The 13,114-nt window shown below is 65.5% G+C and carries 15 protein-coding genes; 6 read left to right on the top strand and 9 right to left on the bottom strand.

All coding sequences use genetic code 11. From position 1 onward, the window contains the following. The first annotated feature begins 32 nt into the window (after positions 1-32). Genes G6N47_RS10230 through G6N47_RS10220 form a run of 3 tightly spaced genes read left to right on the top strand, consistent with a single transcriptional unit; the run spans position 33 to position 2,484 of the window. Positions 33-1,202 (top strand): thiolase domain-containing protein, encoded by a 1,170-nt coding sequence (locus G6N47_RS10230; protein ID WP_083131242.1) that lies wholly within the window; start codon positions 33-35, stop codon positions 1,200-1,202. Then, on the top strand, positions 1,199-2,080 hold the full coding sequence (locus G6N47_RS10225; RefSeq protein ID WP_083131066.1) for a TIGR03619 family F420-dependent LLM class oxidoreductase: 882 nt from the start codon (positions 1,199-1,201) through the stop codon (positions 2,078-2,080). Before G6N47_RS10230 ends, G6N47_RS10225 begins: the two co-directional genes overlap by 4 nt. Continuing rightward, positions 2,077-2,484: a nuclear transport factor 2 family protein gene (locus G6N47_RS10220; RefSeq protein ID WP_083131067.1), complete on the top strand. Its 408-nt coding sequence runs from the start codon at positions 2,077-2,079 to the stop codon at positions 2,482-2,484. The genes G6N47_RS10225 and G6N47_RS10220 overlap by 4 nt, the downstream gene beginning before the upstream one ends. On the opposite strand, the gene G6N47_RS10215 is transcribed toward G6N47_RS10220, so the two are convergent. Then, entirely contained in the window at positions 2,481-3,005 is a 525-nt protein-coding gene (locus tag G6N47_RS10215; protein ID WP_062538499.1) for a gamma carbonic anhydrase family protein, read from the bottom strand. The genes G6N47_RS10220 and G6N47_RS10215 overlap by 4 nt on opposite strands. A gap of 111 nt (positions 3,006-3,116) precedes the next feature. Here G6N47_RS10215 and G6N47_RS10210 point away from each other — a divergent pair, with 111 nt between their 5' ends. Both G6N47_RS10210 and G6N47_RS10205 read left to right on the top strand, forming a co-directional pair. Then, positions 3,117-4,259, top strand: a complete 1,143-nt coding sequence (locus tag G6N47_RS10210; RefSeq protein ID WP_083131068.1) for a Rieske 2Fe-2S domain-containing protein — start codon at positions 3,117-3,119, stop codon at positions 4,257-4,259. Continuing rightward, positions 4,256-4,699 carry a hypothetical protein gene (locus G6N47_RS10205; RefSeq protein WP_083131069.1) on the top strand — a complete coding sequence of 148 codons (444 nt, stop codon included), beginning with the start codon at positions 4,256-4,258 and terminating at the stop codon, positions 4,697-4,699. Before G6N47_RS10210 ends, G6N47_RS10205 begins: the two co-directional genes overlap by 4 nt. Before the next feature lie 15 nt (positions 4,700-4,714). On the opposite strand, the gene G6N47_RS10200 is transcribed toward G6N47_RS10205, so the two are convergent. The 8 genes from G6N47_RS10200 to G6N47_RS10165 all read right to left on the bottom strand — a co-directional run bounded on the left by G6N47_RS10200 (position 4,715) and on the right by G6N47_RS10165 (position 11,382). Next, positions 4,715-5,860: a sulfotransferase family protein gene (locus G6N47_RS10200; RefSeq protein WP_083131070.1), complete on the bottom strand. Its 1,146-nt coding sequence runs from the start codon at positions 5,858-5,860 to the stop codon at positions 4,715-4,717. Continuing rightward, positions 5,860-6,642 (bottom strand): SDR family oxidoreductase, encoded by a 783-nt coding sequence (locus tag G6N47_RS10195; protein ID WP_083131071.1) that lies wholly within the window; start codon positions 6,640-6,642, stop codon positions 5,860-5,862. The genes G6N47_RS10200 and G6N47_RS10195 overlap by 1 nt, the downstream gene beginning before the upstream one ends. Positions 6,643-6,644: 2 nt before the next feature. After that, a complete protein-coding gene (locus G6N47_RS10190) occupies positions 6,645-7,772 on the bottom strand; it encodes a hypothetical protein (RefSeq protein WP_083131072.1) in 1,128 nt (375 codons plus the stop codon). Between the two features lie 87 nt (positions 7,773-7,859). Continuing rightward, entirely contained in the window at positions 7,860-8,129 is a 270-nt protein-coding gene (locus G6N47_RS10185) for a hypothetical protein (RefSeq protein ID WP_062538504.1), read from the bottom strand. 60 nt (positions 8,130-8,189) lie between these two features. Next, complete coding sequence (locus G6N47_RS10180; protein ID WP_083131073.1) at positions 8,190-8,543, bottom strand: hemophore-related protein; 354 nt, start codon at positions 8,541-8,543, stop codon at positions 8,190-8,192. 41 nt (positions 8,544-8,584) lie between these two features. After that, positions 8,585-9,619, bottom strand: a complete 1,035-nt coding sequence (gene dmpG / locus G6N47_RS10175) for a 4-hydroxy-2-oxovalerate aldolase (protein ID WP_083131074.1) — start codon at positions 9,617-9,619, stop codon at positions 8,585-8,587. After that, positions 9,616-10,530 (bottom strand): acetaldehyde dehydrogenase (acetylating), encoded by a 915-nt coding sequence (locus G6N47_RS10170; RefSeq protein ID WP_083131075.1) that lies wholly within the window; start codon positions 10,528-10,530, stop codon positions 9,616-9,618. Before G6N47_RS10170 ends, dmpG begins: the two co-directional genes overlap by 4 nt. A 66-nt stretch (positions 10,531-10,596) precedes the next feature. Beyond that, entirely contained in the window at positions 10,597-11,382 is a 786-nt protein-coding gene (locus tag G6N47_RS10165; RefSeq protein WP_083131076.1) for a 2-keto-4-pentenoate hydratase, read from the bottom strand. Positions 11,383-11,454: 72 nt separating this feature from the next. Between G6N47_RS10165 and kstD the strand changes: the two genes are divergently transcribed. After that, complete coding sequence (kstD, locus tag G6N47_RS10160) at positions 11,455-13,113, top strand: 3-oxosteroid 1-dehydrogenase (protein WP_083131243.1); 1,659 nt, start codon at positions 11,455-11,457, stop codon at positions 13,111-13,113. Position 13,114 lies beyond the last annotated feature (1 nt).

Raw genomic sequence — 13,114 nt, 5'->3', positions numbered from 1 at the left:
AGCGCGAAGCGCGATGAGGAGGAGTGGCGCTGATGAGCAAGCAGTTAGCCGCGGTGCTCGGTACCGGGCAGACCAAATACGTCGCCAAGCGCCACGACGTGTCGATGAACGGGCTGGTGCGTGAGGCGATCGACCGCGCGCTGGCCGACTCGGGTTCGACGTTCGACGACATCGACGCCGTCGTGGTGGGCAAGGCGCCGGACTTCTTCGAGGGCGTGATGATGCCGGAGCTGTTCATGGCCGACGCCGTGGGCGCCACCGGCAAGCCGCTGATCCGGGTACACACCGCCGGCTCGGTGGGCGGCTCCACCGGGGTGGTGGCGGCCAGCCTGGTGCAGTCGGGCCGGTACCGCCGCGTGCTGGCGATGGCCTGGGAAAAGCAGTCGGAGTCAAACGCCATGTGGGCGTTGAGTATTCCGGTGCCATTCACCAAGCCGGTGGGTGCCGGCGCCGGCGGCTACTTTGCTCCACACGTACGCTCCTACATCCGCCGGTCGGGCGCGCCGACCCACATCGGTGCCATGGTCGCGGTCAAGGATCGGCTGAACGGCGCCAAGAACCCGCTGGCGCATTTGCATCAACCGGACATCACGCTGGAGAAGGTGATGTCGTCGCAAATGCTGTGGGATCCGATCCGTTTCGACGAGACGTGCCCGTCGTCGGACGGCGCCTGCGCGGTGGTGATCGGTGACGAGCAGACCGCCGACCGCCGGATCGCCGACGGTCATCCGGTGGCCTGGGTCCACGCCACCGCGTTGCGCACCGAACCGCTGGCGTATTCCGGCCGCGACCAAGTCAACCCGCAGGCCGGGCGCGACGCCGCCAAGGCGCTCTGGAAGGCAGCAGGCATCACCAGCCCGATCGACGAGATCGACGCCGCCGAGATCTACGTGCCGTTCTCCTGGTTCGAGCCGATGTGGTTGGAAAACCTGGGGTTTGCGCCCGAAGGCGAAGGCTGGAAGCTCACCGAGGCCGGCGAAACCGCGATCGGCGGGCGGCTGCCGGTCAATCCGTCCGGCGGGGTGCTGTCGTCGAACCCGATCGGCGCGTCCGGCCTGATCCGCTTCGCCGAGGCGGCCATTCAGGTGATGGGCAAGGGTGAGGCACACCAGGTTCCGAACGCACGCAAGGCTTTAGGTCATGCCTACGGCGGTGGCTCGCAGTACTACTCGATGTGGGTGGTGGGGGCCGACAAGCCATGAAGTACACGTGCAGCATCGCGATGGGTCCGATCGACCAGCTGACCGAGCTGGCCAAGGCCGCCGAAGAAGTCGGGTTCGACGCGATCGCGCTGCCGGACTCGCTGTTCTACATGGAAAAAGCGGCCGCCGACTACCCGTACACGCCGGACGGCTCCCGGATGTGGGACGAGAACACCCCCTGGGTGGACCCACTGATCGCCGCCGCGGCGATGGGCGCGGTCACGTCGACGCTGCGGTTCTACACCAACGTGATGAAGCTGGGTTCCCGCAACCCGCTGCTGCTGGCGCGTCAGGTCGGCTCCGTGGCCAACCTGACGGGTAACCGCTTCGGGTTTGGCATCGGAATCGGTTGGGCACCTGAGGAATTCGAGTGGTGCGGGGTGCCATACAAGCGCCGAGGCGCACGCGTCGACGAGATGATCGAGGTCATCAAGCTGGTGCTCGGCGGCGGAATGGTCGAATTCCACGGCCAGTTCTTCGATTTCGACCGGCTGCAGATGAGCCCCGCACCGTCGCAACCCGTGCCGTTCTATGTCGGTGGGCACACCGACGTAGCGCTCAAGCGGGCGGCCCGAGTCGGGGACGGCTGGACCAGCGCGATGATGACCGCCGACCAGCTGGCCGAAACCATCGGCAAGCTCAACGTCCTACGCGCCGAATACGGCCGCGCCGACCAGCCGTTCGAATTTCAGGCGGTGTGCATCGACAAGTTCGGCGTCGACGGGCATCGGCAGCTGGCCGAAATCGGCGTCACCGACAACATCGTCATCCCGTGGGTTTTCGATGGATTGGGCTTCGACGCCCCGCTGGCCAAGAAGAAGGACTCGCTGAAACGCTTCGCCGACACCTATATCCACTCGGGATGGCAGGACAGATGACCGACAACGCGGCTCACGAAGCAGGCAAGCGCTCCCGCGACGCGGTAATGGCGCGCGACAAAGACGCGTGGCTGGCCGTGTTCGCCGACGACGCCATCGTCGAAGACCCGATCGGGCCGTCGCAGTTCGACCCGGAAGGCAAAGGCCACCGTGGCCGCGACGCGATCTCGGCATTCTGGGACAAGGCGATTGCGCCGACCGACAAGATCGAGTTCAACTTCGTCGACACCTTCCAGTGCGGCAACGAGGAAGCCAACGTCGGCAACATCGTGATCACGACGGCCGGCTATCAGGTCACCGCCGAAGGAGTGTTCACCTATAGGGCCGACGACGACGGCAAGCTGGTGGCGTTGCGCGCGTACTGGGAAGTCGATCGCGCGACCGCGACCGCCCGCAAGGTCTAGAGCGGCTCGAGGCCGGTCAGATAGCGCCGGGCCAAGTCTTGATATGCCTGGGGATTGACGTTCACCCAGGTTTCGGCGCTGGTCCCGGCGATCGGGCCCTTCACGGTGGCCGGCGCCCCGACCACCAGCACCTCCTCGGGGATTTTCGTGCCGGCCACCACCAGCGCGCCCGCCGCGATCAGGCTGCGCGCCCCGATCACGGCACCGTCGAGCACGGTGGCGTGGTTGGCGATCAACGCCTCCGCGCCGACGTGCGCGCCGTGGATGGTGCACATGTGCGCGACGGTCGCTCCCGGGCCGATGTCGACGGGAATGCCCGGCGGTGCGTGCAACACCGACCCGTCCTGCACGTTGGCGCCCTCACGCACGATGACGGGCGCATAGTCGCCGCGCAGCACGGTGTTGAACCACACCGAGGCTCCGGCCTCGACGGTGACGTCGCCGATCAGCGTGGCGGTGGGGGCGACGAACGCGGTCGGATCGACCTTCGGCGACCGGCCCTCGAATGCGAATAGCGGCATCGTTCAGATATACCGCAGGACGGGTAATCGCAGACAGGCGTGGCCGTCGTTGCGCGATCCGGCGGAAAAACTGTAACGTGTTCTAGTTAGAGACATCGAGTTGGAGGCGTCATGGCTACCGAGACCGCCGGCATTCGCGAGATCGACACCGGCACCCTGCCCGACAGGTACGCGCGCGGCTGGCATTGCCTTGGCCCGGTCACGAACTATCTGGATGGCAAGCCGCACGGGGTCGAGGCGTTCGGCACCCATCTGGTGGTGTTCGCCGACTCGCATGGCGACCTGAAGGTTCTCGACGGCTACTGCCGGCACATGGGCGGCAACCTCGCGCAGGGCACCATCAAGGGCGACGAGGTCGCTTGCCCGTTCCACGACTGGCGCTGGGGCGGCGACGGCAAATGCAAGCTGGTCCCCTACGCCAAGCGCACTCCGAAGCTGGCCCGCACCCGGGCCTGGCACACCGACGTGCGCGGCGGGCTTCTGTTCGTCTGGCACGACCACGAGGGCAACCCGCCGCAGCCGGAAGTGCGCATCCCCGACATTCCCGAGGCCTACAGCGACGAGTGGACCGACTGGCGCTGGAATTCGATGCTGATCGAGGGCAGCAACTGCCGCGACATCATCGACAACGTCACCGACATGGCGCACTTCTTCTACATCCACTTCGGCCTGCCGACGTACTTCAAGAACGTCTTCGAGGGCCACATCGCCTCGCAGTACCTGCACAACGTCGGTCGCCCCGACATCGATGACATGGGCACCACTTATGGTGAGGCCCACCTGGATTCGGAGGCCAGCTATTTCGGGCCGTCGTTCATGATCAACTGGCTGCACAACAAATACGGTGACTACAAGGCGGAGTCGATCCTGATCAACTGCCACTACCCGGTGACTCAGGATTCGTTCGTGCTGCAGTGGGGCGTGATCGTCGAAAAGCCCAAGGGGCTCGACGATGCCACCACCGAGAAGCTCGCGGCGACGTTCACCGAGGGTGTCAGCAAGGGCTTCCTGCAGGACGTCGAGATCTGGAAGCACAAGACCCGCATCGACAACCCGCTGCTGGTCGAAGAGGACGGCGCTGTCTACCAGATGCGGCGCTGGTATCAGCAGTTCTATGTCGACGCCGACAAGGTGACGCCCGATATGACGGACCGATTCGAGATCGAGGTCGACACCACCGTCGCCAACGAGCGCTGGCACGTCGAGGTCGAGGAGAACCTCAAGCGCCAAGCCGAGGAGCAGCCCGCGACATGAGTTCGCGCGAGCAGCTGCCCGACGTCGACCGGCTGGCCCGAGCGATGCTGCTGCTGCACGGCGGACATGACGACGACGAACACCCCTCTGTCGAGGATGGCCGCCGAACCTGGTCCAAGGCACCGGCTTTCGCGGGTGATCCGCAGCGTGCCGCGGCGGTGCGGGAGGCCACCCAGGCTGACCGCGATCGCTACCTGAAGTCCGGCCTGCAGCCGGTCGACTGCCGGTTCTGCCACGTCACCGTCGACGTCAAGAAGCTCGGTCCCGGTCACACCGCGGTCCAGTGGAACACCGAAGCAGCGAAGCGTTGCGCCTATTTCACTGAGCTTCGCGCGTCCGGCGGCGACAGCGCGCGCACCAAGTCCTGCCCCAAGTTGGCCGACAGCATCAAACACGCGGTGGCCGAGGGCGTTCTGGACCTGGACGCACCCGACTTCTGAGTTGAGTGCGGGCTGTTACAGCCCGGCGAAGCGTTCCTTTACCGACTCAGCCGTAAGCCCGTAGTCGGCCAGCGAATAGGTGTGCTTGGGGGCCCGCGGTCCGCTCTTGCTCTCGGCGTGGGTTTTCTCCATCGCGGCTCTGGCCTCGTCGGTCAGCGTCAGGCCGAACTGGCGGTAGATCTTTTCCACTGTACCCAACGGGTCGGCGATGAAATCACGGTACTCGACGTCGTAGAACTGCGCCGGATCGTATTTGGCGCGTTCGGCGTTGAACCGTTCCAGCCCGCGCGACCAGGTTTCCATTGCGTCGTAACCGATCTGGGCACCTGTGAAGCTGTTGGACCACCCCTCGGCCGTGTGCTGGGCAAGCGAGCACATCGATGCCATGATGGTCTCGACCGGACGGTGAGTTTGGATGACCAGCGCGTCGGGATAGGTCGACATCAGCGCGTCGAGCGCGAACAGATGGCTGGGGTTCTTCAGCACCCACCGCTTGTCGGCGTCGTTCAGACCGATCAGCTGAAGGTTCTTGCGGTGCCGTCGGTATGCCGGTGTCCAGTCCTGCTGCGACAGCCATTGCGCGTAGGTCGGCAAATGCGCCAGCGTCTCGTACGACACCGAATGAAACGACTGTCGCAGCAGCTGCCAGCATTCCTCCAGTTCGTCGGCGGCCATGAAATGCAGGCCGGTGTAGTCCGGGTTCTCCTCGTGGTGCCGGGTGAACTGGGCGTCAATCTGTTGATGAACAGGATTGGATTCCCAGGTTTCCCGCGGCGGGCGGGGCTGCGGGTATTCGGCCAGCCACATTTCGAGACCCTGATGGGCCGGGTCCGCACCGAGCAGGCGGTGCAGCGCAGTGGTGCCGGTGCGCACCAACCCCGTGACGAAGATCGGTCGCTCGATTACGACGTCGGCGTGCTGCGGATACTGCTTCCAAGCGTCTTGCGACAGCAGCCTGGCCACCAGCGCGCCCCGCAGGAAAAAGCGATTCATCTTGCTGCCCAACGGAGTCAGGTCCGCCTCGCGTCGATAGGACTCCAGCAGCACCTCTAGTGCCTCGCGGTAGTTGTCGTCGTCGGAGCCGAAGTCGTCCAGCCCGATGAACTTCGACGCCGAGGCGTGCAAGTCGTCGACGGTGCCGACATCGGTGCGCTGCGCCATCAGGCCTTGTACTCCCCACAGTTGACGTCCAGTGTCTGCCCGGTGATACCGCTGGACAGGTCGCTGGCCAGGAACAGGATCGCCGAGGCCACCTCGTCCTCGGTGGGCAGCCGCTTGAGGTCGGAATTGGCCGCGGTGGCTTTGTAGATGTCGTCGACCGTGGTGCCGTATTTGCCGGCCTGATGAGCGAAGTAGCCTTTGAGGGTGTCGCCCCAGATATAACCGGGGGCAACCGAATTCACACGAATCCCCTGCTCGCCCAGCTCCGTGGCCAGCGACTGCGACATCGCCAGCAGCGCGGACTTCGCCATCTTGTAGGCGCCATATTTGGCCTGCGAGTGCCGGATCACCATCGAGTTGACGTTGACGATCGAGCCCTTGGACGCGGCGAGGGCGGGCGTGAAACCCTGGATCAGTCGCAGCGCGCCCAGCACCGTGAGTTCGATGGCGTCGCGAATGTGCTGAAAGCTGGTGCCCGCCAACGGTTTCATCGACGGCACCCGAAACGCGTTGTTGATCAGCACGTCGACCTTGCCGTAGGCCGCCATGGAAGCCTCGACAAGGTTGGCCACCTGGTCGTCGTCGGTGATGTCGGTCGAGACCGCCACGGCGCGCCGCCCGGTGTCGGTGATCTGCTTGGCGACGTCGTCTAGACGCTCCGCGGTGCGGGCGGCCAACACCAGGTCGGCACCATCCTGGGCACACCGGCGGGCCAGCGTGGTGCCGAGCGCAGGGCCCACACCGCTGATCACCACGACCTTGCCGTCGAGCATTCCGGCCATCACTACCCCAGCATTCTGTTGGCGATTTGCTTCTGGCGCTGCGCAATTCGCTCACGCCAAGCGTCCTCGGAAATCTTGTTCTGCTCGTAGTACGGCAGTGCGGCCGGCACCGCGTCCACGTCGACCAGCTCGACACTCGGCCCGTCGGCATCAGTCAGCTGACGCGACACCCGCTGCCAGCGGAACTGCAGGAAACCACGCCGGTGCCCCAGTGTCTCCACCCAGTTGGTTACTCCCGGATTCTGGTCAGCCACGACAATGCGAATCTTGCCGTCCGGATCTGCCTGAGCCTGAGTCGCATTCAGCGACGTCTGGTGGTTGATGTAGTCCAGCGAGATGTACCACATGCTGCCCAACTGGAAGCCGAGGTACGGCGCGTCGGTCACCGGCAGTGTGATCACCAGCGCCTGGTCCGGCTGTAGATCGAAATGGCCCGCCGACGAATACTGGGTCGCCAGCCCGCCAGGTGTCAGCCGCGGCGGCACCATCGTGTTGACCGGGATGTTCAGGTAGAACCACTGCGGGAACTGCAGCCAGGTCTTCACCCGCTGCACAAGTTGCTTTCCCGCTGTGGCGTAACGCTTTTCGATGGTTGCCCGGCTCAGAGGCGGCGGCGCGGTGCCGGCGGTGTCCAGCCGGGAGATGGCTACCGTGCCGCGTTGTTGTGACCAGTCGCCGTAGACCTCGCGGATCACCAGTTGCCCCGGGCTGGTGGGCCGCACCCGCCACTCGAACGTGCCGTCGTCGGCGATGTCGAGTTCGCGGTCGTCGAAGGCGGCCTGGCTGGCGGGAACGTTGTCGTCGGTGTACTCGCCGCCGAGAAGTTGGAAGCTCAGATCGGTGGTGGTGCCGCGGGTGCCGGTGATCAGGTAGTCGTGGTCGGCGTGGACCCGGCAGCCGAAGTACAGGGTGTCCGGATTGTCCAGCCCCATTTTGGTGAAGGGCCCGGTGCCGGAGAGCAGGAACGGGTGATCGCGTTCGTAGTCGAAAGCCAGATGGGTGCAGGCCGCGACACAGCCGGCCAGGTACTGCAACCCTTCGAGCAGGTCGGCTTCGGTTTCGATGTGCGGGGCGGAAGCGACGAGTTTCTCGGCCTCGGCGATGGCATCGGTGAGCTGCTGCGAGAACACGCCTAGACGCTAGAACGTGTTCTATTTTTCGTCAATGGGCGAACATTCCGGGCGTCAGCCCCGGCGTTCAAAGACGAGGCCGACTCACTACGGCGCGCACTGCTGCGACAGGTCGATCAGATGCTGCCGGACATCCGGGTGACGATTGAGGTATTCGATGACGTTGCCGTTGTCGCCTTCCGCCGTCGCCCTGGCCTGCAGCTGCGCGTGGAGGTCAGGATGCCGCTGCAGGTACTGGTCAATGGAGTTACCGACGGTCTGATTGCACGGGGGATCCGCCTGGGCTACCGGCACCGCGATGACCGCGGAGGCGATGACACCCAACAGGCCGGCGGCAGTCTTGGCAGTCATGGACATCGGATTGCTCCTTCTTTGCGGTTCACCCTCCGACGGTACCGCCCGCTCCTGAGAGGTAGCTCAGAGTGACTGCAGCGCCGCGGCCAATTGCGACGGTGCGATCTGGTATCCACACCCGTCGAGCGCATTGAGCGGACCTCGCAGCCCGCGCAGGTCGTTGGCTACCTCCGGGTGGTCGTTGAAGTAGCTGCGGAACGACGTTCTGGCCTGTATCGGCGGCTGGTTGACGATGTCGGTCAGCGCCTGGTTGACGTCGGGATGGTTGTCGAGATACGAGCTCACAGAGGTCGACACCGATCCCGATGCGGCGGCCATCGCGCTGGCGCTGCAGGGGGCAGGTGCCGCGTTTGCCGTCGGCACGATCATCACCGATGCGATCAAACTCAGCGCGCTGCCGAGAAGCGCGGTGGACATAGTCCTCAGTCGTACCCGCAGGCACGACCCCAAACAAGCTCCTAGCGCGTGGCGGCGCCGGCCTGCTCGCGCTTGATCTCCAGTGCGATGTCGATGAGCTGGTCCTCCTGCCCGCCGATCAGTTTGCGCTGACCGGCCCGGTGCAGCAGCTCGTGGGCCGGCACGCCGTAGCGTTCGGATTGGCGGACGGCGTGCTTGAGGAAGCTCGAGTACACCCCGGAGTAGCCCATGATCAGCGCGTTGCGGTCAAGCAGGCATTCCGCCGGCATCGCCGGGCGCACGACGTCCTCGGCGGCGTCGGCGATGTCGAAGAAGTCGATGCCGGTCTTGACCCCGATCTTGTCGAACACCCCGATGAGCGCCTCGACGGGCGCGTTACCCGCCCCGGCACCGAACCGTCGGCAGCTGCCGTCGATCTGCTTGGCGCCCGCCCGCACGGCTTCGACACTGTTGGCGACGCCGAGCCCGAGGTTCTCGTGCCCGTGGAAACCGACCTGGGCGTCGTCGCCAAGCTCTGCCACCAGCGCAGCGACCCGGTCGCGCACGCCCTCAAGGACCAGCGCGCCCGCGGAGTCCACGACGTAGACGCACTGGCAGCCGGCGTCGGCCATGATGCGGGCCTGCGCCGCCAGCTTCTCCGGCGGGATGGTGTGGGCCATCATCAAGAAGCCGACGGTTTCCAGGCCCAGCTCGCGGGCCAGCCCGAAGTGCTGGATCGACACGTCGGCCTCGGTGCAGTGGGTGGCGATCCGGCAGATCGAGCCGCCGTTGTCCTGCGCCTCTTTGATGTCGTCCTTGGTGCCCACCCCGGGCAGCATCAGGAACGCGATCCTGGCCTCTTTGGCGGTCTCGGCCGCCAGCTTGATCAGCTCCTGCTCGGGGGTCTTGGAGAAGCCGTAGTTGAAGCTCGATCCACCCAGGCCGTCGCCGTGAGTCACCTCGATCACCGGCACCCCGGCGGCGTCGAGCGCGGCGACAATGGCGTGCACTTCGTCCTTGGTGAACTGGTGGCGTTTGTGGTGGGAGCCGTCGCGCAGGCTGGTGTCCGTGATCCGGACGTCCCAAATGCTGGTCATCGTGTGCCTCCTGCCACTGACAGGGTTTCCTTGGCGATCTCTTCGCCGACCTTGGTCGCGGCCGCCGTCATGATGTCGAGGTTGCCCGCATACGGCGGCAGGTAATCGCCGGCGCCTTCGACCTCGATGAATGTGGTGACCAGGGCCTGGCCGCCGGAGTTGAGCGACGGGTCGTCGAACTGTGGCTCGTTGAGCAGCCGGTAGCCGGGCACGTAGGTCTGCACCTCGTTGACGACGTCGTGAATCGACTGGGCGATCGCGTCGCGGTCGGCGTCCTCGGGGATCGCGCAGAAGATGGTGTCGCGCATGATCATCGGCGGGTCGGCCGGGTTGAGGATGATGATCGCCTTGCCTTTTTGCGCGCCGCCGATGGTTTCCACGCCGCGGGCGGTGGTCTTGGTGAATTCGTCGATGTTGGCGCGAGTGCCCGGGCCGGCCGACACGCTTGCCACCGACGCGACGATCTCGGCATACGGCACCTCGACGACGCGGCTCACCGCATAGACGATCGGGATGGTCGCCTGCCCGCCGCAGGTGATCATGTTCACGTTCGGGGCGTCCAGGTGCTCCCTTAAGTTTGCGGGCGGGATGACCGCCGGGCCGACGGCGGCCGGGGTCAGGTCGATGGCCCGGATGCCGGCCTCGGCGTATTTGGGTGCCGCGGCCTTGTGCACGTAGGCGCTGGTCGCCTCGAAGAGCAGGTCGGGTTTGTCGGGCTGAGCCAGCAGCCAGTCGACCCCTTCATGAGTGGTCTCCAGGCCGAGTTTGCGGGCCCGCGCCAGACCTTCGCTTTCTGGGTCGATGCCCACCATCCAGCGTGGCTCGAGCCAGTCGGACCGCAGCAGTTTGTACAGCAGGTCGGTGCTGATATTGCCCGATCCGACGATCGCCACTGAAGCCTTGGACGGCATGTGTCTGCTCCTTCCAAATGGTCACGACCCGCTGCGCCCGGCTTCGCCGCGCTTGCGATCGCTCCGTTATTCGAACGACAGCCGGACGGACCCTAGGCCGGCGAACTCGGCGACGAAGTTGTCGCCGGGCCCGGCATCGAAGGCCCGGGTGCACGAGCCGGGTAACACGATGTCACCTTTTCGCAGCCGCACACCAAAACTTTCCACCTTGCGGGACAACCACGCCACGGCGGTGACCGGGTTGCCCAGCACCGCGTCGCTGCGGCCCTTGGCCACCACCTCGCCGTTGCGGGTCAGCACCGCGTCGATGCTTGTGATGTCGATGTCCTTGGGCGACACCCGTTCTTTGCCCAGCACGAACCCCGCCGAAGAGGCGTTGTCGGCGATCGTGTCGCACAGCGCGATCTTCCAGTCGGTGATGCGGGTGTCGATCAACTCGATCGCCGGGGCGAACGCGGCCGTCGCCTGCAGCACGTCGTTCTCGGTGCACCCCGCGCCGGGCAGGTCGTCGCCCAGGATGAACCCGACCTCGACCTCCACCCGCGGGTAGAGGTAGTTGGCGACCTTGACCGGCTTGTCCTCGAAGACCTGCATCTCATCGAGCAGGTGGCCGTAGTCGGGTTCGTCGACGCCCATCATCTTTTGCATGGCCTCCGACGAGAGACCCACCTTGTGGCCGACCACCCTCGCGCCTTCGGCCACCCGCTGACGGATGTTGATCAACTGGATCTCGTAGGCGTCGACGACGTCGATCTCCGGGTGCGCCGCCGTCAGCGGTGCGATCGGCCGACGGCTGCGCTCGGCCTGCGCCAGGTCGGCGGCCAGCTGCTCGCGGGCCTGGACGGTGAGCATTTCCCGAAGTCCCCTCGTCGGTGTGACCGGGCCAGTAGCGCCCGACCCGGGCAATTCTATAACGTGTTCTACATGACAGCTCAGGAGTTCGACGTCGTCGTGGTCGGAAGTGGCGGCGCCGGCATGGTTGCTGCCCTCACCGCCGCCCACCGAGGTCTTAAGACAATAGTCATCGAGAAGGCCGGCCATTACGGCGGATCTACCGCGCGCTCGGGCGGCGGCGTCTGGATTCCGAACAACGAGGTCCTCGAACGCGACGGCGTCAAGGACACGCCGGACGCCGCCCGCACCTATCTGCACGGCATCATCGGCAACATCGTCGAACCCGAGCGCATCGACACCTACCTGCAGCGTGGGCCGGAGATGCTCTCGTTCGTGCTCAAGCACACCCCGTTGAAGATGTGCTGGGTGCCCGGCTACTCCGACTACTACCCGGAAGCCCCGGGGGGCAAGCCCACGGGCCGTTCTATCGAGCCGAAACCGTTCGACGCCAACAAGCTCGGGCCTGATCTGCCCGGGCTGGAGCCGCCGTACGGCAAGGTGCCTTTGAATGTGGTTGTGATGCAGCAGGATTACGTGCGCCTGAACCAGCTGAAGCGGCATCCCCGCGGCGTACTGCGCAGCCTGAAGGTGGGCGCACGCACGATGTGGGCCAAGGCCACCGGTAAGAACCTCGTCGGGATGGGCCGCGCGTTGATTGCCCCGCTCCGAATCGGGCTGCGGCAGGCCGGCGTTCCGGTTCAGCTCAACACGGCCCTGACCGATCTCTATGTCGAGAACGGCGCGGTGCGCGGGGTTTACGTCAACGACGGCGAGCTGATCCTGGCTCGGCGCGGAGTGATCCTGGCCTGCGGTGGTTTCGAGCACAACGAGCAGATGCGGGTCAAGTACCAGCGTGCGCCGATCACCACCGAGTGGACCGTGGGCGCCGCGGCCAACACGGGCGACGGGATTCTGGCCGCCGAAAAGCTCGGTGCCACTTTGGAACTGATGGAAGACGCATGGTGGGGACCCACGGTTCCGCTGGTGGGTGCACCATGGTTCGCCTTGTCGGAGCGCAACTCGCCGGGCTCGATCATCGTCAACATGTCCGGTAAGCGATTCATGAACGAGTCGATGCCCTACGTCGAAGCGTGCCATCACATGTACGGCGGGGAATACGGCCAGGGGCCCGGCCCGGGAGAAAACATTCCGGCCTGGCTGATCTTCGACCAGCAGTACCGAGACCGCTACATCTTCGCCGGTTTGCAGCCGGGACAGCGCATTCCGCGCAAGTGGTTGGAATCCGGCGTGATCATCCAGGCCCCCAGTTTGGCGGAATTGGCCGCCAAAGCGGGCCTGCCCGCCGACGAGTTCGTCGCCACGGTGCAGCGCTTCAACGGCTTTGCACGCTCGGGTGTCGACGAGGACTACCACCGGGGCGAAAGCGCCTACGACCGCTATTACGGCGACCCGACCAACAAGCCCAACCCGAACCTTGGCGAGATCAGCCATCCGCCGTACTACGCCGCCAAGATGGTCCCCGGCGACCTGGGCACCAAGGGTGGCATCCGCACCGACGTGCACGGGCGGGCATTGCGCGACGACGGCAGCGTCATCGAAGGCCTTTACGCCGCAGGCAATGTCAGTGCTCCGGTGATGGGACACACCTATCCCGGTCCGGGTGGAACCATCGGCCCGGCGATGACGTTCGGGTACCTGGCGGCGCTACACATCGCAGGGGAGGCCTGAC

Source organism: Mycobacterium branderi (assembly GCF_010728725.1).
In the GTDB taxonomy this organism is placed as follows: Bacteria; Actinomycetota; Actinomycetes; order Mycobacteriales; family Mycobacteriaceae; genus Mycobacterium; species Mycobacterium branderi.
Note: the sequence above shows the minus strand (reverse complement) of the source record. Positions and strands in the feature narration are given on the sequence as shown.